The sequence below is a fragment of the Kiritimatiellia bacterium genome (assembly GCA_018001225.1).
GTDB lineage: Bacteria > Verrucomicrobiota > Kiritimatiellia > CAIQIC01 > JAGNIJ01 > JAGNIJ01.
Map to the genome: position 1 here is coordinate 37,777 of JAGNIJ010000027.1, position 24,578 is coordinate 62,354.

At 69.4% G+C, this 24,578-nt stretch carries 12 protein-coding genes; 4 read left to right on the forward strand and 8 right to left on the reverse strand.

All coding sequences use genetic code 11. From position 1 onward, the window contains the following. Nucleotides 1–50 precede the first annotated feature (50 nt). The 8 genes from KA248_10245 to KA248_10280 all read right to left on the reverse strand — a co-directional run bounded on the left by KA248_10245 (nucleotide 51) and on the right by KA248_10280 (nucleotide 17,311). A complete protein-coding gene (locus tag KA248_10245) occupies nucleotides 51–4,451 on the reverse strand; it encodes a HEAT repeat domain-containing protein (GenBank protein MBP7830285.1) in 4,401 nt (1,466 codons plus the stop codon). Nucleotides 4,452–4,785: 334 nt separating this feature from the next. Then, nucleotides 4,786–5,427: a DUF4159 domain-containing protein gene (locus KA248_10250; GenBank protein ID MBP7830286.1), complete on the reverse strand. Its 642-nt coding sequence runs from the start codon at nucleotides 5,425–5,427 to the stop codon at nucleotides 4,786–4,788. Between the two features lie 2 nt (nucleotides 5,428–5,429). After that, nucleotides 5,430–8,225: a hypothetical protein gene (locus KA248_10255; GenBank protein MBP7830287.1), complete on the reverse strand. Its 2,796-nt coding sequence runs from the start codon at nucleotides 8,223–8,225 to the stop codon at nucleotides 5,430–5,432. Beyond that, complete coding sequence (locus tag KA248_10260; protein ID MBP7830288.1) at nucleotides 8,222–10,432, reverse strand: hypothetical protein; 2,211 nt, start codon at nucleotides 10,430–10,432, stop codon at nucleotides 8,222–8,224. Before KA248_10260 ends, KA248_10255 begins: the two co-directional genes overlap by 4 nt. Beyond that, nucleotides 10,429–12,444, reverse strand: coding sequence for a BatA and WFA domain-containing protein (locus KA248_10265; GenBank protein ID MBP7830289.1), 2,016 nt, complete (start codon nucleotides 12,442–12,444; stop codon nucleotides 10,429–10,431). Before KA248_10265 ends, KA248_10260 begins: the two co-directional genes overlap by 4 nt. Further along, complete coding sequence (locus KA248_10270; GenBank protein ID MBP7830290.1) at nucleotides 12,441–13,316, reverse strand: DUF58 domain-containing protein; 876 nt, start codon at nucleotides 13,314–13,316, stop codon at nucleotides 12,441–12,443. Before KA248_10270 ends, KA248_10265 begins: the two co-directional genes overlap by 4 nt. A gap of 124 nt (nucleotides 13,317–13,440) precedes the next feature. After that, complete coding sequence (locus tag KA248_10275; protein MBP7830291.1) at nucleotides 13,441–14,427, reverse strand: MoxR family ATPase; 987 nt, start codon at nucleotides 14,425–14,427, stop codon at nucleotides 13,441–13,443. 28 nt (nucleotides 14,428–14,455) lie between these two features. Continuing rightward, nucleotides 14,456–17,311: a hypothetical protein gene (locus tag KA248_10280; protein MBP7830292.1), complete on the reverse strand. Its 2,856-nt coding sequence runs from the start codon at nucleotides 17,309–17,311 to the stop codon at nucleotides 14,456–14,458. Nucleotides 17,312–17,587: 276 nt separating this feature from the next. On the opposite strand from KA248_10280, the gene KA248_10285 reads away from it, so the two are divergent. The 4 genes from KA248_10285 (at nucleotide 17,588) to katG (ending at nucleotide 23,968) form a co-directional block, all read left to right on the forward strand. Beyond that, the gene (locus KA248_10285) at nucleotides 17,588–20,911 is read left to right on the forward strand and encodes an alpha amylase C-terminal domain-containing protein (protein ID MBP7830293.1); all 3,324 of its coding nucleotides are present in this window, start codon (nucleotides 17,588–17,590) and stop codon (nucleotides 20,909–20,911) included. Nucleotides 20,912–21,011: 100 nt separating this feature from the next. After that, nucleotides 21,012–21,443, forward strand: a complete 432-nt coding sequence (locus KA248_10290) for a YbaN family protein (GenBank protein ID MBP7830294.1) — start codon at nucleotides 21,012–21,014, stop codon at nucleotides 21,441–21,443. A gap of 31 nt (nucleotides 21,444–21,474) precedes the next feature. Next, nucleotides 21,475–21,717 (forward strand): CDGSH iron-sulfur domain-containing protein, encoded by a 243-nt coding sequence (locus KA248_10295; GenBank protein MBP7830295.1) that lies wholly within the window; start codon nucleotides 21,475–21,477, stop codon nucleotides 21,715–21,717. Between the two features lie 55 nt (nucleotides 21,718–21,772). Continuing rightward, nucleotides 21,773–23,968 carry a catalase/peroxidase HPI gene (katG, locus tag KA248_10300; GenBank protein MBP7830296.1) on the forward strand — a complete coding sequence of 732 codons (2,196 nt, stop codon included), beginning with the start codon at nucleotides 21,773–21,775 and terminating at the stop codon, nucleotides 23,966–23,968. The last annotated feature ends 610 nt before the right edge of the window (nucleotides 23,969–24,578 follow it).

Consider the following 24,578-nt stretch of genomic DNA (forward strand, 5'->3'; position numbering starts at 1 on the left):
ACCGCGCCCTCCCGGGATTTGCTGCGAAAAGAAGATTTACCGCGCGCCCGTCAGGTCCGGAAACTCCACACGAAGACAAGGAACAGGATCAGGAACAATCCGGCCGTAGCGAATTTCACGGCGGCCGCGCGGCGGTGCAGGAAGCGGATGAGCGCCTCGCTGCGCAGGCCGGCCATCGCCAGCGCAAACACCACGAAGAGCGGCGCGACGAACGCGGCGTTGTAGGCCAGCAGGTAGCCCATGGCCGCGAGGCGCTCCTCGCCGGTCTTGAGCATGAACAGGATCGTCGGCGCGTACACCTGCCCGGTGCAGGCCAGCTCGAGCACGGACACGACGAGGCCCGCCACGAACGCGGCGGCGACGAAGCGGGCGTGGCGCGCCCCCGCGCGGAGGACGCCGTGGATCCGGTCCTTAAGGAAGCCGGGCAGCTGCAGGGTCATCTCCACCATCCGCCCGCGCAGGCAGCGGAACCCGTCGCGCGCGCTCAACGCGGCGATCACCAGCGTGAACGCCGCCAGCAGCCCGTTGACCAGCCGGCTGAACCGCCGCAGGATCTCGAAGCGGGCCACGAGTTCCACCAGGCCCAGCCCCAGGACGTAGTACGCGAGAAACACGCCCGCGATGAAGGCGAGGCCGACCTGCGCGATCTCGCGCGGGGTCCGCCTCGTCACCTGGAGGTAGGACAGCAGGAAGATGATCGTCGCGAAGGCGCACGGGTTGAGGCCGTCCAGCAGGCCGGCCGCCGCGATCACGCCGAGCCGGATTTCCCGGTAGCGGCCGCCGATGGAGGCCGCCGCCTGCTCCAGCTCCTGCTCCGGCACGCGGCACCACTCGTCGTCGCCGCCGGCCGACCGGGCCAGGAGTTCGCCCAGGCGCGCGAAGGAAATGTCCTCCTTGATGCTGTAGCCCGCGCGGGCGAACAGGGCGGGCGTGACCAGCCGGATCCGGTCGGGGACGTTGAACCGTTCGCAGAGGGCCTCGTTGAGGCTCATCGCGCTCGTCTTGCGGATGTCGTGGACGTCCACCTGCAGGCCGGGGAAGACCTCGCGGAGCCTCGGGAGCATCGCCTTGACGTTCTCGCACTCCCGGCACCCGTAGCTGGTGAAGAACACCAGGCGCACGCCGGGCGGCGGGGCGCCTGCCGCGGCGCCTTCCGGCTCGGGCTCGAACGCGGCCTCCACGCGGCGGCCCTCGACGGCCAGGACCGGCAGATCCGCCGCCCGCACGGAGTCGCCGGTCTTCTTCTCGAAATGCCGCCGCACCTTCTCCTTTTCGGATTCGTTCTGGTCGCCGTCCTCCAGGTAGGGCAACAGCAGCGCGAACTCGCCGCCCAGGGCCAGGTAATTCTCCGCCAGGTACCGCCCGATACGCTCGGCCGCCGCGCGCCGGTCGGGCACCGCCTCCGCGGCGCGCACGACGTCCGCCAGGTCCACCGTCTGACGGTTGGACAGCAGGGCCAGCAGGCTCGCCAGCCGTACGCGCGGTTCGGGATCGGCGGCCAGCTTCCGCAGGGCGTCGAGTTCCGCGCCCTGTGGGCGGGGTTTCTGGTTCTGGCCGGACCAGTAATAATAGTCCTCCTCGAAATCGTCCCTGTCGAAATAGTGGACCCAGCGGGTCATGCTGCGCGTATAGGCTTGCGGGACCACCTCCCGGACAAACTCGGAGGGATCCTCCGCCGCCCCTTTCAGCACCTCCTTGAACGCCTTGATGTCGTTCTGCGCCAGGGCATGGTACGCCGCGCGCCGCACCCAGGGAGCGCTGTCCGCCAGCAGGGGCCGCAGCAGGGCCGTGTCGGCGGCCCGCCAGCTCTTGTGCAGCAGCAGGACGCCCAGCACGCGCAGGGGGGCGCGGTTCGTCGGCCCGATGAACCGCTGGGCGAAATCGCGGGCGATCCGGCGGCTCTCGGTCCGGCGCAGGGCGGATTCCACGCGGTATCCGAAGATATCCTTCGGGTGGAGGCGCGCGTCCGGCCGTTCCATGGCGGACAGCACCAAGTCCAGGCCCCGGCCGCCCCCGCGGTCGATCGCCGCGTACGCGGCGGCGACTCGAACGTTCGGCGACGGGTCGTTCACCAACTGCGCGAGGAGCGGCAGGTACTCCCCGCGCAGGCGCGGCCGCAGGCTCTGCGCGATGCGCATCCGCTCGTCCTCGGTGCGCTCCGCGAGCGAGCCCTGCAGGAAGGACGCCTGGTTCTCCCGCCCCATGGCGGCCAGCAGGATGGCCGCCGCGAATCGCGTCCGCCCGTCCCGGGACGGGTCCGCGTACGGGCGAATCGCTTCCTCCAGCGGGTCCGGCCCCGCGGCCATCCTCGCCGGCGGGGTCCGGGCCCGGCTCGGGCCCAGGCCGAAGGCCCCGAACACGTCCAGGACATCCACGACCTCCGTCGAGGCCTGCGGCTCCGGCGGCTCCGCCGCGGGCTTGAAGGCGGCAAACAAGTCCTCCAGCTCCTTGCTCTCCGCGACGGGCGCCGTTCCGGCCTCCGGAACGTCCAGGTCGAAGGACGCGGACTCGTTTGTCCAGTCGATCTGCTCCTCCTCTACCTCCATGGATTCCAGCGCGGCCAGCGCCTTCTCCGCCGGCCCTTCGCGCAGGATGTTGGCCAGGAGCTTGCGGTACACCGGGCTCGTCATCCCCTTGCCGCCGATCAGCCGGATCGCCGCGCAGGCCACGTCGAGATCGGCGTGCGCGGTCAGCGGGGCGACCAGGAACAGGTCCTTGGTCTCGCCGTCCTCGGCGATCGCATCGATCACGGGCAGCAGGACGTCCGCGCCGCGCCCCTCGAGCGCGGCCTTGAAGGAAAGCGGCAGCGTCATTTCCATCTGGAGCAGCGCCCGGACCACCGGCCCCTTCAGCTTGTCCTGCTCCAGGAACAGCTTCTCCAGCCGGCCGGCCGCCTTCCGGACGCCCAGCTCGGCCAGCGTCCCGATGGCCGCGAACCGGATGAACTCGTCGGGATCGTCCACGAGGGCGAGCACCGGATCCGAGAGCGAGCGGGCCGACATCTTGCCCGCCGCCTCCAGCGCCGCCGCGCGCACGCGCCACCGCGGATCGGCCAGGCACTGGCCGACCTGCTCCACCGCGGTTTGCGATTTCAGCCGGCCGAGGCTTTGCAGCGCGGCGATGACGAGATCCTCGTTCGGGTCCGACAGGTACAGGGTCAGCAGCGCCGCGCTCTTCTTGCCGGGCAGCGCCCCGAAGGCGCGGAGGACCGAGAAGATCACCTCCTGGTCCTTCTCCGTCTCGAGATGCCGCGCGAGCAGGTCCACCGCCTGCCGTGCGCCGCTCTTCACGAGGCTGTCCACGGCTGTCTCCCGCACGATCGGCTCCGGGTCCCGCAGGAACTCGGCCAGCACGGGCACGGCCGCGGCCCGGAAGTGCGGCAGGTCCTGGATCGCCTTCAGGCGCGCGTCCAGGTTGCCGAAGACCAGCCGGTGCGCGAGCGCCCGGACATCCACGCCGGCCGTGCCGGGCAGCGCCAGGACGTAGCGGACTTCCCGGATCCGGCCCCGCGCGCCCGCCGGCAGGTCGGGATGCCCGGCGAGGAACGCCGCCACGGCGTCCGCCGTCCCGGGCCCGCCCTGCTCGAGCAGGCGCATGGCGCGCAGGGCCCGGTCGCGATGCTCGGACACGAGGTCCTCGAGGCACGCCCGGATCTCGTCGGCGGACAGCGCCGCGTACAGCTTCTCCACCGCGCCCCCGGCCCCGGAAGCCCATTCCTTCCAGCGCTGGAGCGCCTCGACGTTCCCGCCGGGCGGCTGCCAGGGATCGAAGCCGAACGACTGGCCCGCCAGCTCCTCCAGCAGCTCCAGGGCACCGAGACGGACGGACAGTTTCGGATCCTCCAGCAGGGCGACCAACCGCACCGCGGGGAACGGCTTCACGGCGAACACCCGCTCGCGCAGGTCCTTTCGCTTCGCGGGCTCGCCCATCCCGGCGAGTATCCTCGGCCACAGCTCGTCCGGGACCTGCTTGCGGTCCAGCGCCACGATCATTTCCTGGTAGCCCGTGTCCTGCGCCGCCATGAACTCCGGGTTCAGTTCCCCCCGCAGCAGGGCGCAGAGTTCCGGCGCGGACACGTAACCGGATACCCCGTTGCGGACCTGCCCGTCGGAGGACAGAATCAGCACCGTAGGCACGCCGCGCAACCCGTACTGCTGCGCGGTCAGCGGATCGTCCATCACGTCGATCTCGACGAGGGCGTAGTGTTTCAGCAGGTTCCTCGTCTCGGGGTCGTCCAGCGTCTCCGTTTTCAGGCGCTGGCACCAACCGCACCCCGGCGACGAAAACACCGCCAGCACCGGCCGGTACTCCGCCTCGGCCCGGCTCAATGCCGTCCGCAGGTCGCGGTGCCACACGAGGGCCACCTCGCCGGTGGCCGCCGCCGGGATGTCCCCCGCCGGCGACTGCGCCTGGCACAGCCCCGCGGCCAGGAAAACGGCAATATGTAACAAATTGCATATCCTCTTCGCTCCAATTGTCAGACCCCCGCCAGCTTGTCTGGCGGGTGAATCAGTTTGGCGGCTGCGAATGCCGCGGAAGGCGAAATATGGACGTGGCCGCGCCAGCCGCCAAACTGATACCAATTCCGAGTGAAGGCGGGTAGATTTCGGGCTCGCAGGAGCTCGCCCCTCCATGATTCCTGCAACTGGAGGGCGGAGCTCTGCGACGCCGTTCGTACCGCCTCTCACCCGTACATGGTATGATTCACCCGCGGCGCAAGGCCGCAGGGGTCTTCTGCTGGAGCAACGAGGATACGCAGTATGTAACAATTTAGAGTTCAAGATGTTAATACATCAGCGCGTAAACGAGGATGTTGACGTTCACCTGGAGCGAATTCTCGATCTCGTTGCCGCCGCAACAGCAGCAGCCCTCGGTGTGGGCCGTGTCGTTCAGCCCGTGCGGCGAGTAGATGGCCACCAGCTTGCCGTCGGACTCGATCCCCTCGAGCCGCGCATCGGGCGCGGCGTGGTGAAGCTTGAGCTTCTCGATGGCGTGGACCGTGCGGAAGACGGGATGATCCATCTCGATCTTCTTCAGGTTGTCGTCGCCGAACATCGTCTTCATCTCCCGGCGGAAGGCGCGGTCCCAGTCCTTGTTCGAACAGCCGGCCGACGCGAGGAGGAAGCCGCCGCTCTGGAGGTACTTCTTCAGGTTCTCGCGCTCCTTCGCCGTGAAGTGGAAATCCGCCTCGCCGGTCATCATGACGAAGGGGTAGTTGAACAGGTCGTCGGCCGCGAGCTTGACGCTCTTGAAGCGGCGCTCCGTGGCGATGGCCGTGTCGCGCTGGACCGCGCTCAAGAACTCGTCGCTGAAGCACCGCGAGGTGTGGGCGCCGCCGTAGATGAGGTTGGCGCACTGCACCACGCCCTCCTTGGCTGGCGCCGCCAGCGCGGCGGCGGCCCAGAGGATGACGATAACCTTTTTCATGATCAGGGATCTCCCGTGCTGAAATATTTCTTCACCGCTTCGCGGTACGACTCGGGCACGTTCTCCAGCGGCATGCTGTCCGCCGCGACGGGCCCCGCCGCCGGGGCGGCCATCCGGTCGGTGGCCCCGTCGCCGATCCGGTGGCCGCCGGGATCCTGGCCCCGGCCGAGACCGGTTCCCCCGGCCGGCGCCGACCGGAACGCCCGCCGCTCGGGGCCATAGACCCGAAGGTTGAGCGGCGACTGGCCGCCCATCCAGTACCCGTCGCTGCGGTCGCCGCCCCCGTATAGTCCGAAGCCGGCCGGCCCCCCGCCCCGCCCTTCGCCGGGCAGGTCGCCCGCCCCGCTGCAGATCTTCATGGTGATGGCGGCCATCATCTGCTCGAGCGTCGAGCGCATCTGTTCGCGCACGTCGAACCGGAGTTCGCCGCGGCACAGGCCGCCGAAACACGAGCCGGAGTCCGGCCCGGCCAGCTCCTGCATCTTTTCCAGCGCGAGCCGGGCCTGCCGGTGCGCCTCCGGCCCGTCCTCCGCCCGCGCCTCCTGCTCCGCGCTCGCCATGGTCGGAACAATCAGCAATGAGCCGGCCTTCTCGACGAACTCCTCCATGTCAGTCGTGAGCCGGCTGTAATCGACCTTCAACTGCGAGGCCTGCCGGTCGATGGTTTCGAGCAAATCGGTCAGTTCTTCCCGAATATCCGCCTGCCGCTGCTCCAGGTCGGGCAGCAGCCGGCGGTCCTCCTTCCGGAACGCGCCCTCGAACCGGGCGAACCTCCGCACGAGGGCTTCCTGCTCGTTCATCAGCCGCGCGTAGCGGGCGGCGCTCTCCATGATCTCCGCCAGCAGCGCGACCTCCTCGGCGTCCCGCGCCTCCTGCTCGAGGCGCTCGCCGCCGGCGGCGTAGTCCTCCAAGAACTGGTCCACCTTCTCCTTGAGCCCCTCGTGCGGCGCTGAACTGGACGCCAGCATGGCTTCCGCCTGTTTCATCTTTTCGCTCATGCCGGCGGCGGCCTGCTGCAACTGCTTCTCCATGTCGTAGGCCGGGAAATCCTTCGCGATGTCGTCGAACAGCTTCGCCGCCCGCTCCGCGCTGCGGCGCGCCTTCTCCCGGGCCCGCTCCACGGCCTCGGCGTCCGGCTCGGAGCGGCCCAGTTCCTCGCTCAACGCCTTGAGGTCCTCCTGCAAGGCCTTGAATTCCTTTTGCAGGAGCTGGTACCGGGCCGCGAACTCCTCCGCCGATTCCTGCACGCGGAGCATGAGGGCGTATTCCTCCTCGGAGATGATCTGCACGCGGGCGACCTCGGACGCGGAGAGCCCGGCGAGGCTCGGGTTGCTGTCCAGGGCCTCGAGGTAAATCTCGAGGACCTGGCCCGCCTCGACGCCGAGCTTCGGGAGTTCCAGTTCGCCCGTGTACTCGAAGCGCGCGCCCGGCTCGTCCGGCCCGACCTCCCGCAACCGGTCCCGGTATCCGACCAGCGCGCGCGCCAGGTCGACCCGCCGCAGCCCGAGATCGTCGTCCGCGCGCCCCTCCACCGGCACGACGATGCCGGGCGTGGCCAGGGAGAACGGCGGCGGCGAGTTCAGCGTCACGGCGGGCGGCTCGTCCGGCACGACGCGCTGGGCCACAATGAACGGCGTCTCGTTCGGCGTGCCCCGGACGTCGCGGATCGTGATCTCGGCCGACGCCGGGGCGTCGAGCGTCCAGGCGAAGCGGACGCTGTGCTCGCCGGTTTTCTCCCCGGGGATGGCCGGGACGGTCGCGTCCCCGTTTTCCGGACGAAGCAGGAGCCGGCCGTCGAGCAGCGGCCGGTTGCTGGTCAGCGTCAGTTCGACACGCGAGCCCTTGAGCCCGGCGAGGGCCTCGCTGCCGAGGAAGAACCGGCGGGCCGGCAGGCCGCTGTAGGCCGGCGGGATCAGTTGCACCTCGGCGGCCGCGATGCGCGGCTCGAGCCGCACGTCCACCGCGTGCCACCGGCTGCGCGCCCGGCCCACGGTAAAGCAGAATTCGACGGGCTCGATCACGCCCTCGAGCCGCTGGGCGAACCGCGTGGCGCTCTCCTGGAAACAGGCGGCGCGGTGGACCCGCCCCCCGGCGCGCGTCAGGAACCCCACCTCGCCGCCGAGTTCCCGGCCGCCGATCTCCGCCTGCACAGCCAGGTCGTGCCCGTAGAGGACGACCGGCTGCTCCGGCGTGACGCGGAAGGTGTAGCGGCTGTAGGGCGGCACGTCCCGGCCGGGCAGGAACAGGCGGGCGAGGATGACGCGGGCGGCCTCCCGGTTGACGAGCAGCGACAACGCGACGACTACCGCGCAAGTGAGCAGCCGGCGGCCCGCGCGCCGGAGTTCCGCGCGCGGCAGGACATCGCGGCGACGCAGCCGGGCCGCCTTATCCGCCGCGCGCCCGATGGCGCGCGCCGTGAGGAACGCCTTCAATTCGGGCTCGGGGTCCGGCCGGCTCGCGAGCCAGGCCTCGAGCTCGTGGGCGCTCAAGACCGTGTGGCGGCGGTCGCCCAGCAGGCGGTCCGCCCGCGCGGCCATGTCCCGCGGAGTCAGCGCCGCCGCGCGAACCCAGCGGCCGACGACGAAGACCGCCAGCCCCGCAAGGAGGATCGCGTTCAGGCCGACCCGCACCGGCGTGTCCAGGGCCAGGAAGAAGTCGAGGAGAAAGCAGCCCAGCAGGAGCGCGAGCGCCCAGGACAGCGCCCGGACCAGCGAGAGCAGGACCAGCCCCGCCCGCCACCAGCGCAGGTGTCCGGCCAGCCGTCGCTCCAGTTCCGACTTGGGATGCGCGCGCGTCACAGCAGCCCGTTCCTCCGTCGCACGAACCATTCCGCGGCAAAACACAGGGCCGTGAGCAGAAGGAACCAGCCCCGGTCCCACGCCGGCTGCCAGGTCGCCCGGCTGACGTCCGTCGCCCGCTCGCCCGCGTCCAGGCGGGCCAGCACGGCGGCCACCGTCTCCGGCGTGACCGGTTCCCCGCCCGAGGCCTCCGCGAGTTCGCGCAGGAAGGCGGGATCCGCGCTGACGTTATCCTCCTCGCGCGGCGCGGCCCGCACTTCCAGCGCCTCGTACAGGTCGCCTTCCGTCCCCTCCGCCGCCGGGTCGTGCAGCGCGAGCCGGTACGTCCCGGGCGCTTCCAGGGAGAAGACGGTTTCCCAGCGGCCGGGCTCGTCCGGGACCGGCGCGGGATGCAGCGTGCGCACGAGTTCCCCGCCGAGCCGCACGAGGATTTCCGGCGCGGGGGCGCCGGGATCGGCCTGCCGCCGGCTTACGCGAAGCCGCACGGGTTCGCCGGACCCGGCCGCCCGGGTGTTCAGCCCGAGGGCGTACTGCGCGCCGGGCAGGAACTCGGAGAACGTGGCCGCCCACTGGACCAGTTGCGACCAGAACTCCTGGTACATGTTGCCCGCGTCCTTCACCGACGGGAAGAAATCCCACTGCCACAGGCCGTCCGCGTTGACCGCCACGATCATGCCCTTGCCGAAGCGGCGGCGGACGACGACCGGGAACACCTGCTCCTGCCCGCCCAGTTCGCCGCGCCCCTCGACCAGCACGTCGCTGAACGCCTTCAGCCGCCGGACCCGCTGCGCGAACCCGAGGGGCGGCAGCCGGCCCCACACGGGATCGTCCGGCCCGGGCAGCATGTCGCCGAACAGGCCGGCCTTCTCGCCGGCCCCGGTCGGCCGGACCGCGAACGGGCTGGCGAAACGCTCCCCCCACTCCATCGGCTCGAGCGCCTCCAGTTCCGGGAACACGCCGCTGTACGGCTTGCCCCGCGCGAAGAGGACGCCCCCGCCGCGGTCGCGCGTGAAATCGCGCAGGAGCCGGACACGTTCCGGGGTCAGGAAGTATTCCGCGCCCTTGCCGAAGATCACGATGTCGTACGCGTCGAGCTCCGCCGCGGTGTCCGGAAACACGGACCCGGTGATTTGCGCGGCGTCCGCGAGGTCGGTCTCGACCCGGAAGAAACGGTCGGCTGACAGACGGTACACCGAGACGACCTCCACGTTAGGCTGCCGGCGCAGCAGTTGCGCGATGAACTTGCTGTCCCAGTACGGCACGCCCTCGACCATCAGGACGCGGATGCGGCCGTCCAGCGCGGCGAGGCCGATGCGGGCCTCGTTGTTCTGGAGGGATCCTTCGCCCTCCCACGGGGCGACCTCGACGCGGTAGTCGCGGTAGCCGCGTTCGTCCGGGGTGACCGCGAAGAAGACCGTGGTCTCGCCGTCGCCTTCGAAGGAGAGCGTCTGTTCCTCGAGCACGGCGCCCGCGCCGTCCCGGAGCCGCGCGACGGGGCGGATCCGGCCCAGGCCGGACGACCGGACGCGGGCGGCGAGGCGCGTCCGCTGCCCCTTGAAGCTCACGTACTGGCGGCGCAGCGGCTCGACGGCGATGTCCTTGCGCGCGACCTCGCCGCCCAGGACCAGCGGGAACACCGGCGCGTCCTGCGAGCGCGCCCGGAGCGCGGCGTCCGACGGTCCGGACGCCGCGACCTGCCGCCCATCGGAAAGGAGCAGGATGCCGACCAGCCGCCGGCTCCCGGCCCGGGAAAGGTTCAGTACGCCCTCGATGGCGCGCGGGATATCCGTCGATTCACCGTCCGCGTTCAAGGCGTTGAGGTCCGGCGCGCGGACGGGCTGCGCCTGGTCCGCGAAGGCATAAAAGCGGATGCGTTCCGAACCGGCCGGAAGTTCCGCGCATTTCCTCGCGAGGTCCCGCGCGGCGTCCCAGCGCGAGGCCTCGCCGGCGTCGCGCGTCGCCATGCTGGCGCTGCGGTCGAGGAGGACGGCCAGTTCGGTCTCCTGCTCCCGCGCATGCTCGACCCAGCGGCCGGGGTTCAGGGCGATCACGGCCAGGCAGGCCAGGCCGCCGATCCGCAGGCCGGCCAGGGCCAGGCGGACGGGGCGGCGGCACTTCGCGGAGGCGCGCCACGAGAGGAAACCCGCGCCGGCCATCAGCAGGCCGGCCCACAGCACGACGTATTCCGCTGGAAGGAGGGGGTTCATGTCCGCTCCACCCAGTATTGCGCGGCGCCTTCCAGCAGGGCCCAGCCCAGGGCCAGCGCAAGGAGGTACGGCCACAGGGGCAGCCCGTCGCGCAACTGCCGGGCCTGCCGCCCCGCCGCCAGCGCTAGTTCGCCCTGCTGCTCGACCTCGTTCATGGACATCGTGCGCAGGTCCGACTCGATCGGCGGGAAGTTGACCGCCGTGAGCTGCTGCGGCTGGCCCTCGTGCCTCCAGGTGAACAGGCCGACGCGGGCCGCCCGCTCGGACACCATCCGCGTTCCGCCGGATTCGCGCAGCGCGCGGAGCGGGTGCGCCGCGCCCGATTCATCCTGGAGCGTCACGTCCGACGCCAGCACCTCGCGGTCCACGAGCCACTCCAGTTGGCCACCGGGCGCAGCCGACAGGCCCCGGGGCTCTCCGAGCGCGCGGCTCGACAGCAGCAGTTCGCCGAGAAACGGCACGAACTCCACGCGCCCCGCCCAATCGCTGAACCCGGGATCGAGCGGCATCGTCCACACATATAACGTTCCGCCGCGGCGATACCGCACGAGCGCCGGCCAGCCGTCGTCGTACTCCAGCAGGACCTCGCCGCCGGCCGCGGCGCCGTCCGGCAGCCGCCACCGGGCGCCGAACCTTCCGCCCGCCGGATCGCCGTACTCGCCGCCGGCGAACAGCCGGAAGACCCGGTCCTCCTTCGCGGCGATCCGGGTTCCCTGCGGCGCGGACAAGGGTTCCCACGCGGCCTCCCCGGTGACCGCCGACGCTTCGATCCCCGCGACGGACAGCAACCGGCCGATGGGCGCGTCGGGCGCGGGAGTCCAGACCAGCGTGGCGCCCCGGGCCAGCCTTTCCGCGAGGGCTTCCGACCCCGCCCCGTCCCAGCCGGCGAGCAGGAAAACGTCGTACTCCGCGGCGCCGTTTAGGCGGCCCGGATCCTCCGGCTCGATCCGCGCCCAGGGCAACGCGTCGAGCGCGCGGAACCAGTACCGGCCCTCGGCGGTGTTCGTGCCGGAGACCGCCACGGCGAGGCCGTCGGACACCCGGACCACCGCCCAGCGGCGGTCGTCCGCCGGGAACCGGTCCTCGTTCAGCGAGGCCGTCACGGCGTGGAGGCCCGGCTCCGCGAACCGGTGCCGGAAGGACACGGTCGTGCGGTCCCAGGCCGGGATCATGACCTCCAGCGAGCGCCGGCTCTCCCCCGCCTCGAAATACACGGTCTGCTGGCGGGGCCGTTCGGAGTAATTGACGACCTCGGCGTGAATCGTGACCTCCTCGCCCTTCAGGGGCGACGGCGGATCCACGGCGAGGGCGGAGAGGGCGCTGTTGTCGCCGTCGCCCTGGGCCACGCGGAGGTACACCAGCCGGATGGAATCCGGGACGGCCACTTCCGCCTTGTCCCACACCGCGCGCTGGAAATCGGAGATCACGTAGATCTCGCTCCGGCCGTCGAGGCGCTCGAGCATGGAGACCGCGAGCTTCACGGCGCCGGCGAGGTCGCCCTCCTCCTGCCGGACTTCCGCCCGGCTCAACGCCGCGCGGAGGTAGCCCATGTTCAGGCCCGCTTCCGGAAACACCGGGTCGGGCTCCGCGTCGAGCCAGACCACGTTGGCGCGGTCGGAGGCCGTCAACCCGGACAGGACCTCCGAGGCCTCGGCGCAGGCGGCGGCGAAGCGCGTGCGCCCGCCCTCGAGGCAGCCCATGGAGGCCGTGGCGTCCACGACCAGCACGACGTTCTTCCGCGCCAGCGGGCCCGCCAGCGCCCGCCGCGCGAAGAAGAGCGGCCGCAGGAACAGCAGCAGGAGGGTCGCGAACAGGGCGGTGCGCAGCAGGAGCAGCAGCCAGTCCTGCGGCCGCTTGACGCGGAGGGTCGTGCGCAGGATGCGCAGGATGAACTCGATCGAGCTGAACCGGTAGACCGGGGGCTTGCTTCGCGCGAACAGGTGCAGCAGCAGCGGCACGGCGATCAGCGCCGCGAGCGGCCACAGCATCCCGTTGAGGAAAACCAGGCTCATGTGGTCAGCCGGTCGAACAGGTTGAAGTAGTGCGTATCCGTCCGCGCCACGACGTAGTCCACCTTGCGGCGCACGGACAGCTCGCGCAGGCCGGCAACGTGGGCGCGCATGGCCTCGGCGTACGGCCTCGCCAGGTTCTCCGTGTGCGCGATCACGCGCCGGCCGGTTTCCATGTCCAGGAAATGCAGCAGGCCGCGCCGCTCGATCTCCAGTTCCTCGGGCGCGAGGACATGGAAAAGGTGGATCTTGAACCCGCGGTGCAGGTACGGGTTCAGCGCGGAGAAGATCTCCGCGGGCTCGTCGAAGAAGTCGGAGATCACGATCAGCGTGCCGCGCCGCTTGAGCAGCGGGTAGGAGCGCCGCAGGGCGGCCGCGACGGAGGTGCGGTTCCCGGGCCGGTTCTCCTCCAGCGCGACCATCAGGTTCTTCAGGTGCCGGCCCGTGCTGCCGGGCGGGAAGAACCGGCGGATGCCGTCGTCGAAGAGCTGGAGCGAGACGCGGTCGTTGTTGCGCACGACGAGGTAACAGAGGGCGGCGGTGAAGAACGACGCGAACTCCAGCTTCGAGAGCCCGCGGCCGAACCCCATCGAGGCGCTGCTGTCGAGGAAGACGTGGCACTCCATGTCCGTCTCCTGCTCGTACGTGCGCAGGTAATACCGGTCCGTGCGCCCGAAGACCCGCCAGTCCACGAGCGCGGGGTCGTCGCCCGGAACGTACTGCCGGTAGTCCCGGAACTCGATGGACGAGCCGCGCGCCCGCGAGCGGTGGCGCCCCGCGAGGTAGCCCTCCACGAGCGCCCGCGGGGCGAACTCGTAGCCCGCGAGCTTCCGGATATCCTCCGGCTTCAGGTACTTGAAGCGCAGGTCGCCCACTACGGATTCTCCCGCAGCCGGGCGACACCGGCGGCCCGGCTATTGGAGGGCGGAGCTCCGCGACGCCGAAGAAGCGGGCTCGCGGAGCTCGCCCCTCCAGTGCAGGCCCCTGAAAGGCAAAGCTTCATCCGACGGTTTCCAGGAGATGGTCCACGATCTGCTCGACGCTGATCCCCTCGCCCGTGGCGTTGTAGTTGGGGATGACGCGGTGCCGGAGCACCGGCTTGGCCACCTGGCGGACTTCCTCGACCGACGCGGCCGGCTGGCCCCGCAGCAGGGCCAGCGCCTTGGACGCGAGGGTAAGGTTCTGCGACGCGCGCGGCCCGGCCCCCCACTCCACGTACTGGCGGATGAACGGGTCCGCCGGCTCGCGGGCCGGCCGCGTCGCGGTGACCAGCTTCAGGATGTAGTCCAGCACGTTGTCCGGGACGGGCACATCGAGGACGGCATCCTGGAGTTCGATCACCTTCTCGGCGCCGAGCAGGCTTTGCACGGCGGGCCTCTCCCGGCCGGTGGTCCGCAGGATGATCTGCCGCTCTTCCTCGGGCGTCGGGTAGTCGATCAGCAGGTTGAAGAAGAAGCGGTCGAGCTGGGCCTCGGGCAGCGGGTAGGTGCCCTCGTGCTCGATCGGGTTCTGCGTGGCGTACACGATGAACGGCTCCGCCAGCGGCATGGTGCGGCCCGCGACGGTGACCTGCTTCTCCTGCATCGCCTCCAGCAGCGCCGCCTGGGTCTTCGGCGGCGTCCGGTTGATCTCGTCCGCCAGGATCAGGTTCGCGAAGATCGGGCCGGCCGTGAACTCGAACTTGCGCCGCGCGGCGCCGGCCTCCTCCTGCAGGATCTCGCTGCCGATGATGTCCATCGGCATGAGGTCCGGCGTGAACTGGATGCGGTGGAACTTGAGCCCGAGCAACTGGCCCAGCGTGCTCACCAGCAGGGTCTTCGCCAGCCCCGGCACGCCCACGATCAGGCAGTGCCCCCGGCACAGCAGGGCCACGAGCATCTGCTCCACGATCGCCTGCTGGCCGACGATGACCCGGGCCACGCCTTCCCGCAGGGACGCCACCGCCTCCTGCACCTTCCGCCATTTTTCCTGTCCGATGTCCGTCATGCTGACCTCGCTGGTTGACCGACCTTGTTCACAAATCCGACTCCGGCGTCTCTTTCTCCGCCGGCGCGCCCATGAAACGCACCTGCCCCCCGGAGCAGACGTCCGCCCCCTCGCGCAGCGCGCCCTCCAGTTGCTCCCAGAAATCGGCCTGGGTTTTCGCCATCCGGTCCTCGTCGTATTCCTCGTCCTCCGACTCGCCGTCCGGGCTTTCTTCCGTGCTCTTCGCCGGCCACGCCGCGTGCCCGTATTCGCGGCTTAACTGAAACAGGGCGGCCACGGAGGATTCCGACCCGCCGGGGATCATGCGGCGCATGCGATCGGGTTCCCCTCGCCGGATCACGATCACCACGCCCCCCAGCAGGGGCTCCTGGACGAATTGCACCGACTGCGGGACGCCCGCTTCGACGGACGCCCGGGTCTCCTCCAGGGCGCGCCGCGCCAGTTCGATGCCGAACGGCTTGCCGATCGACGCCTTCCACGCCTTGGCGGCTTCCTCGTCCAGGCCGGTGGCCCGGACATCCCGGACCAGGAGCGACGCCGGGCGCAGCCGGTCGTTAAGGGCATCGTCCTCCTCCGCCAGGTCCGCCAGCGCCAGCAGTTCGTTCAGGGTCAGGCCCTTGAGCTTCCGGGGCACGTCCCCCGGCGCGCCCATGGAGAAGATCGCGCCCAGTTCGCTCTTCCGCTCCGCGCTCACGTGGTCCGCCGACGGCAACCCGGGCAACTCGCTCTTCCCCTCCAGCCGCGCCTCGGCGCGCTTCCGCATGATCTCGCCGGCGCGCGGCCCGAGTTCGCGGGCTGACCCGCCTTCCGGCATCCCTTCGCCGTACAGGATTTCTATGGCATAGGCCGCCGTGTCGCCCACGGTGCCGCCGGCGCCCCCGACGCCTTCCTCGGCGGGCCGCGCGTCGGCCAGGACGGCGCGCCACAGGTCGGCGTGATCGGCGACCTTGAACCGGACCTCCTCGTCCGCGTCCTCGCTGCGCCCGCTCATCTGCCGGAAGAAGGCCGGGCGGCTCATCATCATGGTCATCCCCAGCAGCTCGGCCGCGATCTCCCCGTCCTTCGCCTTGGGCGCCGCCCGGAGCAGGGCGCCGAGGGCGTCGGCCGGCTTTTCCTGCGCCAGGCGATGCCACAGCAGGCTGGTCTCCGGGGCGTTCGTGTCCCCGCCGGCCACTTTCTCCAGGATCTCATCCAACGGTTCCGCCGAAACCATCTGCCGGAGGTTCTTGAGAAACCGATCCATCTGTTCGTCCGCCCGCTCGTCGAGGATCACCATCCCGCCTTCTTCCTTCCCGCGGGCGCGGACCCTCGCCTCGTATTGCTCGACGAACGGCTTCGCCGCGGCCCCGCGCTTGCCGGCGTACTGGGACACGAGGCTCATGCCCATCATGACGTTCTCCGCGTCCGCGAGTTCCAGCAGGTGCTTCTCCACGGCCTGGAAGTCCGACTCCGTGCCCTGCTCCACGAGATACTGCATGGCCGCGCTTTTCTGGTCGTCGCCGCCCTCGGCCAGGTACAGGCGCGCCAGTTCGGCGGGCGATTTGTCCTTGTGCGCGGCATACCACGCCCGGACCTCTTCGTAGAGCTCCTCCTTGTCCAACTCGTCCGCGCCGTGCCGGCGGCGGGCGCCCGTGATGGGCAGGGGCTGAAGCCAGCGGGCGGCGAGGTCGCTGCGCGCGGCGGGCCGCCGCATGGTGGCATACTGCCTCGCCACTTCCTCGTCGGACAGGCCGGCCAAACTCCGGGAATCAATCGAATAGTGCATGGAACCGGGATTGAGGCGGCGCGTGTCGATGCGCAGGAGGTAGTCGTCCTTCAGCATCGCGAGCAGCAGGGGCACCGCCGCCACGCCCCGCGCGCGAAGCCGCGCGAGGGGGTGGTCGGCCTGGCCGGAGCCGGACAGCGGGAACACGAAAAAGTCGCGATAACCGCTGGAGGTGGCGTCCAGGTCCACGAAAGGCCCCGCCTCCGCGAGTTCGTCGGCCAGCTTGCGATCCTCGTCCGTGAGGCCCTCGCCGGCGAGGGGGGGCGGCGTCGGCTGCTCCAGCCGTTTTTGAACCGCCTCGCCGACCCTCTTCACCGCCCGCCCGTAGTCCCAGCCCGCGGGGAACCGGGCCAGCAGGTCGTTTACATCCTTCTGGTACGCCGCCCAGTCCCCGCCCGCGGCGAAGCGGTCGCACGCCTCGTCATACTGGGCGCTCGCGAGCACGCTCAAGGCCTCGACCAGAACCTTGCGGTAGTCGCCCGAGTGCTCGAACAGCAGGTCGGCGATGCGGTTCGCCTCGCGGACATAGCCCCGGGCGTGGTAGTGAATCGCGATCAGCAGGAATTTCCCGTACCCGTTCTGGCGGAAGGTCCAATCGTGCTGCTGCCGATTCTCGATTTTCTCCTCGAGAAATTGGACCGTCTTCGCCACGTCCTTCTCCAGGTCCGCCTTGGTCCACTGGCCCATGAACTGGTTGCCCTCGCCCATCAGCAGGCGCCGGGGATCCGCCCGCCCCCCGTCATCCTTCGCCAGCCGCCGGCTGGTCTTCTGGAAATCGTGGACTTCGCAGACTCGGCAGGGATTTACTACGAAGCGCCCGCTATCCTCGGCCTCCTCCAGGAGCCAGGCATTGCCCTCCAGCGGCAGTTCGTGCAGGCGTATGAGCGACAGCATGAGCCCATGGCTGTACACGTCCAGCTTGACGTACTTCGCGTCGCGGACGTTCGGGAGGCCCATCGCGTAGTACTTTGCGAAGCCCTGACTGTAATCGTTCGCGGCGGGGGCCGCCGCATTCGTGGCCGCCTCATCGGCCCGGACGGCAGGGAACGCGAACAAGGCGGCCAGAACGAATACACCATGAACGAGCCGCGACCGCGCTGCACATTTCGCCAGGATCATGTGTCCTCCGATGACGGCCGCCCCCCTGCCCCGGTTATGGGATCGCTTCCTCTGACCGCCCGAAGCGGACCCCTGTTCAATCCGTCCTCTTACGGGCCTCGGCGGTCAAGCGGGCCCCATCCTAGTACACGGGCCCCTTCCTGGGAAGCACCTTGCCTCCGGGCCCTTCATGGGGGTACTACGCCGGCGGAAGAGAAAATCGGCAATATTTTTTAAAAAAGTTCATGTCCATTATGAACGGTAAAGCGTATTACGTGTATAGTGCGGCAAGATACCATGTTCAAGCGAACCATGCGATGGGGGCTGGGCGTGCTGATGCTGGCCGCGTCCGCGCGGGCCCAGTCTTCGCGGCCCGGTTGGGGCGCGACGCCGTACGCCGGGGGCGTGACGTTCCGGGTCTGGGCGCCGCACGCGACGAACCTGACCGTCGCCGGCGAGTTCAACGGCTGGAGCACGACCTCCCGCCCGCTCACGCTCGAAAGCGCGACCACGGGCGTGTGGTCCGCGGACGTGTCCGGCGCGGTGACCGGCCAGAACTACAAGTTCCTGGTCAACACGCCGACGACCTACAAGACCGACCCGCGCAGCCGGCGCGTCAACGCGGGGGACAACAACAATTCCGTCATCACCGCCCCGAGCAACTTCAACTGGCAGGGCAACGCGTACAGCCTCACGAACTCGCGCGACCTCGTGCTCTACGAGGCGCACGCCGGCACCTTCAACGGGCCGCCGGGCACGTTCTCGACGTTCACCGGCCGGCTCGACCACCTGCGCGACCTCGGCGTGAGCGGGATCGAGCTGATGCCCGTCAACGAGTTCCCGTCGTCCACGAGCTGGGGCTACAACCCGGGCTACCCGTTCTCCGTCGAGTACAACTACGGCACCCCGGACGCGCTCAAGCAGCTCGTGCTCCAGTGCCACCAGGGCGGCCTCGCGGTCCTGCTGGACGTGGTCCATAACCACTGGGACGCCGACTCGTCGCTGTGGCGGTTCGACGGCTGGGACCCGGACGGCGTCCACGGCGGCCAGTACTTCTACAACACGGATCCCTACGCGACGACGCCCTGGGGCCCGCGGCCGGACTACAGCAACGCCCAGGTCTGCGCGGCGATCTTCGACACGTTCCGGATGTGGAAGAACGAGTACCGCATGGACGGCTTCCGCTGGGACGCCCCATACCACATCCTGTACACGACCAACGGCGTCTACATCCCCGAGGGCCTGGCGCTGATCACGAACGCCCTCGCGATGATGGCGGACGAGTACCCCGGCACGTGGAACATCGCCGAGGACGTGAAGGAGTTGAGCGGGTTCAACGCCTACTGGGACTTCACGTTCCTCTGGGAAGTCCGGGGCGTGCTCACCCAGGGCAGCGACGGCGACCGCGACATGCCGACCATCGCCCGGAACGTCGCCGGGACATTCCAGCGCGTGATCTTCACCGACTCCCACGACTCGGCCGGCGACCTCAACGGCGGCGTCCGGCTGCCCACGGCGATCCACTCGGGCGACCCCGCGGGCTACTACGCCCGAAAACGCTCGACGCTCGGCGCGGCGCTCGTCCTGACCGCCCCGGGCACACCGATGCTCCTGCAGGGGCAGGAGATGCTGGAGACCAACCAGTTCAGCGACACGCTCGGCGTGGACTGGACCCGCACCAACAGCTTCGCCGGCATCGTCCGCCTCTACCGCGACCTCATCCGGCTGCGGCGCAACCTCGACGGCGTTTCGGAGGGCCTGCTGGGCGACAACTGCAGCACGTACCACGTGGACAACGCGAGCAAGCTGGTGGCCTATAGCCGGTGGGATTCCTCCGCCACCGACCGTTACACCGTGGTCGCCGCCAACTTCGCCAACGCGACGCGGTCGGGCTACCCCATCAATTTCCCCGCCGCGGGGACGTGGTACGTCCACTTCAACAGCGATTCGACGAACTACGCCGCCGACTACGGCCACGCGGGCAGCGTCGAGGTCGTCGCCGCGGGCACGCCGCCGTGGGGAACCATCACCATCGCGCCCTACAGCGTGCTGATCCTCTCCCAGGTGCCGCGGACGGGCATGCTCATCCGCGACACCGAGCCCGCCGACCGGCCGGCCGGCAATGACGACGGGATCCTCGACCCCGGCGAGACCATCCGCGAGACCATCGTGTTGTGGAACAATTCCCAGGCGGCCGCGACAAACGTCAGCGCCGCGCTCACCTCCCTGACGCCGGGCGTGACCATCCTGCAGGGCGCGTCGACCTATGCCGCCATGGCCCCCGACGCCGCGGCGACAAACGCCTCGGTTTTCGAGTACCGGCTCGACCCCGGCATGGCGTGCGGAAGCCTGGTCCAGTTCGAACTGGCGACGTCGTTCAACGGCCTGGCGCTGACCAGCGCCTTCGAGCACGTCATCGGGCAGATCGTGGACCTGGCGACGACGACCAACCTTTTCGAGAGCACGGACACGCCCAAGCAGATCGCCGATGCCTCGACCACGTACTCCGATCTGGCGATCAACGAGGCGGGCACCAACGTGGTCAGCGACGTCAACGTGCGGCTCCGGATCCACCACACGTACGACCGGGACCTGACGCTCGCGCTCCAGCACCCGGACGGCTCGGAGGTCCTGCTGGTCACCCGGCGCGGCGGCAGCGGCGACCACTTCGGCACCGGCACGTGCGGGTCCGCCACCTACACGGTCCTCGACCAGGGCGCGGCGCTGTCCATCAGCAACGGCAGCGCGCCGTTCGCCGGCGCGTACCGGCCGGAGAGCACGCTGGACGCCTTCAACGGCAAGGCGCTCAACGGCACATGGCGGCTCCGCATGCGCGACGCCTACTCCCGGAACATCGGCACGAACCTGTGCTGGTCGCTCGAGATCGCCTACGAGCAGCAGCGCTGCGAGTGCCAGGTCTTCAGCAACCGGCCGCCCGTCGCCATGGCGACGCAGGTCGTGCACGTCGGCTACGGACCGACCAACCTGGCGCTGACGGGGACCGATCCCGACGGGCAGGCGTTGAGCTTCCAGGCCGCCGGCAGCCCCTCGCACGGCAGCCTGTCGGCCGTGGACACCTCGACCTGGACGGCGCTGTACCTGCCCGTACACGGGTACACGGGCACGGACTCGTTTGAGTTCGTGGCGTCCGACGGGCTCACCAGCAGCCTCCCGGCGACCTTCCGGGTGGCGGTCCAGGCGCCGCCGGATGCCGACGCGGACGGGATGCCGGACGAGTGGGAAACCGCGCACTTCACCAACGCGACGGCCGGGTCGGCGGACGCGGACGCCGACGGCGACGGCATGTCGAACCTGGACGAGTACCGATGCAACACGAATCCCCACGACAGCAACTCCGTACTCCGGCTGGTCGGCCAGCCCTGGGCGGCGCAGGGCTACTCGCTGCGCTGGAGTTCCGTGGGCGGAACGCGGTACGGGGTGGAATACAGCCCCGGGATCACGAGCGGCTTCGCGTACATCGCGCGGCCGCTCGCGGAGGAGATGGACCCGTCCCCCAAGGGCGCGGCCACGAACCTATCCTTCACCGACGACTTCACGCTGACCCCGACGCCCGACGCCGGCGCGCCGCGGCTCTACCGCGTGCGCGTGCTGGACCGATAGCAGATTGGGAAAAAAGACTTGCACGCCGGCGGGTAGTAGTAATAATTACTAATAGCGCGTGCCGTCGCTCGATCGAAGACGCGGGAGGCCGGCCTGACCGATGAAGCAAAGAACGAGCTATAGAGTGCTTCTGGCGATAACGGGCCTTATCGCGGTCGGCCTGGGGACCGTCGGCGTCTTTGTCCCCCTGCTGCCGACGACGCCTTTCCTGCTGCTCGCGGCGGCCTGCTTCCTCCGCAGCTCCGACCGCCTGTACGCCTGGCTGATGCATCACCGGTGGTTCGGCGCGTATATCCGGAATTACCGGGAGCACCGCGCCATCACCCGGCGGGCCAAGGTCGTGACGCTGGCCCTGCTGTGGGGCGTCATCGGGTACTCCGCGGTCGCCGTGGCGACCGCGTGGTGGCTGCGGGCCCTGCTCGGGGCCGTCGCGGTGGGGGTCACCCTGCACCTGCTGGGCCTGAAGACCCTGGACCGTGACATGCTGGAGTCGTGCGCGGGGATCAACGAAAATGAATCGGCGGAGGCCTGATACGGCGTTCCAACGGGGAGGATAAAGCGTCATGGACAAAGCCAGGATAGCGCAAAAGGCGCCCTACGAGGTGAAGGCGGAAAAGGGCAAGACGTACTACTGGTGCTCGTGCGGCTTGAGCGCGAACCAGCCGTTCTGCTCGGGTGCGCACAAGGGCACCGCGTTTACGCCGGTGGCCTTCACGGCGGAAGAAAGCAAGCCGGTGTTCCTGTGCGGGTGCAAGCAGACGAAAAAACCGCCGTTCTGCGACGGCACGCACCGGAGCCTCGATTGACGGCGGGCGTCGGACTTATAAACAAACCAGAAGACAGACCAAGGGAGGAAAAGAGATGAGCGAGAATGGAAAATGCCCCGTAACCGGCCACACCCGGGGAACCATCACCGGCCACGGCACGTCGAACCGCGACTGGTGGCCGAACCAGCTGAACCTGGGCATCCTTCATCAGCATCCGCCGGCGTCCAACCCGATGGGACCGGACTTTGAGTACGCGAAGGAATTCAACAAGCTCGACCTGGCCGCCCTCAAGAAGGACCTGTACGCGCTGATGACCGAATCGAAGGACTGGTGGCCGGCCGACTGGGGCCACTACGGCGGGCTGTTCATCCGCATGGCCTGGCACAGCGCCGGCACCTACCGCACCGCGGACGGACGCGGCGGCGGCGGCACGGGCAACCAGCGGTTCCCGCCGGTAAACAGCTGGCCCGACAACGTCAACCTGGACAAGGCGCGCCGCCTGCTCTGGCCCATCAAGAAGAAATACGGGAACCGGATCTCCTGGGCCGACCTGATGATCCTCGCGGGCAACTGCGCCCTCGAATCCATGGGCTTCAAAACCTTCGGCTTCGGCGGCGGCCGCGCGGACATCTGGCAGCCCGAAGAGGACATCTACTGGGGGAAGGAAGACACCTGGCTGGGCGACAAGCGCTACAGCGGCGACCGCGAGCTGGAAAACCCGCTGGCCGCCGTGCAGATGGGCCTGATCTACGTCAACCCGGAAGGCCCGAACGGGAAGCCCGATCCCGTGGCCTCGGGCCGCGACGTCCGCGTGACCTTCGCCCGCATGGCCATGAACGACGAGGAAACCGTCGCGCTCGTCGCCGGCGGGCACACCTTCGGCAAGGCCCACGGCGCCGGCGACCCGAAACTGGTCGGGCCGGAGCCGGAAGGCGCCCCCCTCGAGCAGCAGGGCCTGGGCTGGCTCAACCGGCTCGGTACCGGCAAGGGCGTTCACACCACCAGCAGCGGCATCGAGGGCGCGTGGAAGCCCCACCCCACGAAATGGGATAACGGCTATTTCGACATGCTCTTCGGCTACGAGTGGGAGCTGGTCAAGAGCCCGTCCGGCGCCTGGCAGTGGCTGGCCAAGGACGTCAAGGAAGAGCACATGATTCCGGACGCCCACGACCCCTCGAAGAAGCACCGGCCCATGATGACCACGGCCGATCTGTCGCTGCGCTTCGACCCGATTTACGAGCCGATCGCGCGGCGCTTCCACAAGGACCCGAAGGCGTTCGCCGACGCGTTCGCGCGGGCCTGGTTCAAGCTGACCCACCGCGACATGGGTCCCAAGTGCCGCTACCTCGGCCCCGAAGTGCCGGCCGAAGACCTGATCTGGCAGGACCCGATCCCCGCGGTCGATCACCCGCTGGTGGACGCGAAGGACGTCGCCGGTCTCAAGGCGAAGATCATGGCCTCGGGCCTGTCGGTGGCGGAACTGGTCTCCGCGGCCTGGGCCTCGGCCTCCACGTTCCGCGGTTCGGACAAGCGCGGCGGCGCCAACGGCGCGCGCGTTCGCCTGGCCCCGCAAAAGGACTGGGCCGTCAACCAGCCGGCGCAGTTGGCCAAGGTGCTGAAGGCGCTCGAAGCCATCCGGAAGGAGTTCAACGGCGGCCGGAAGGACGGCAGGAAGGTCTCGCTGGCCGACCTCATCGTGTTGGCCGGTGGCGCGGCCGTCGAGGCGGCGGCCAAGGCCGCCGGGCACGCCGTGGAGGTGCCCTTCACGCCGGGCCGCATGGACGCCTCGCAGGAGCAGACCGACGTGGAATCCTTCTCGGTGCTGGAACCCCAGGCCGACGGGTTCCGCAATTACCTGAAGACGACCTACAGCGTGGAGGCCGAGCACCTGCTGGTGGACAAGGCGCAGTTGCTGACCTTGAGCGCGCCGGAGATGACCGTGCTGGTCGGCGGCCTGCGCGTGCTGGGCGCCAACGCGGTCGGCTCGAAGCACGGCGTGTTCACGAAGCGGGCCGGGACGCTGACCAACGACTTCTTCGTGAACCTGCTGGACATGGACACCGTGTGGAAGCCCGTGTCCGAGGCCCGGGAGGCGTTCGAGGGGCGCGACCGGAAGACGGGCGAACTGAAGTGGACGGCCACCCGGGTGGACCTGGTGTTCGGCGCCAACGCGCAGCTGCGCGCGCTGGCCGAGGTCTACGCGCAGGACGACGCAAAGCAGAAGTTCGTGCGGGACTTCGTCGCGGCCTGGGTCAAGGTCATGAACCTGGACCGCTTCGACCTCGCCTGATCGCGGCGAAAACAACGTCATGGGCTGCTGGCGGGGCCGAGCTTGAATCTTCAATGCCGGCTCGGTCATTCCGATGCTTGGACCGGGCAGGCTATGGCTCGATCACAGCCCCGGAGGGCGTGGTTGTCATCCTGAAAGGCGTGAGGGGTCTCCGGCTTGTTGGGCGGCGCAGAGATCCCTCGCTGCGCTCGGGATGACAGGCTTCTTTTTCTGTGTCCGATAGTCGCCTTTCCCTGTTCTCCAAGAATCCGCGTCATCCGTACTATCCGCGGTGGTCTTCCGCCTTTGCGTACATCCAGGAACTACGCGACCACTTCGGAATCCGGGTTTACGCACGGCACACCATCGCCGCGTGCGCCGCGAGGCATCCTGCAATCTCGACACGGACGGCTTATCGCTGGTGGTATTTCTAGTGACGTCCAGGAAGGACGACCACTTTCTATTTCGTGGCACTTGTGCGCCGAAAGGGACCGAAAAGAAAAGTGGTCGTCCTTCTTGGACGCCGCTCGAAAGTATTACCAGCGGTAGCCGGTCCTTGTCCACGTCGGATACGGGATACCTCGCGGCGCTGACGCGCCGCTCGGGACGTCCCCCCCGCAAGCGGCCCGCC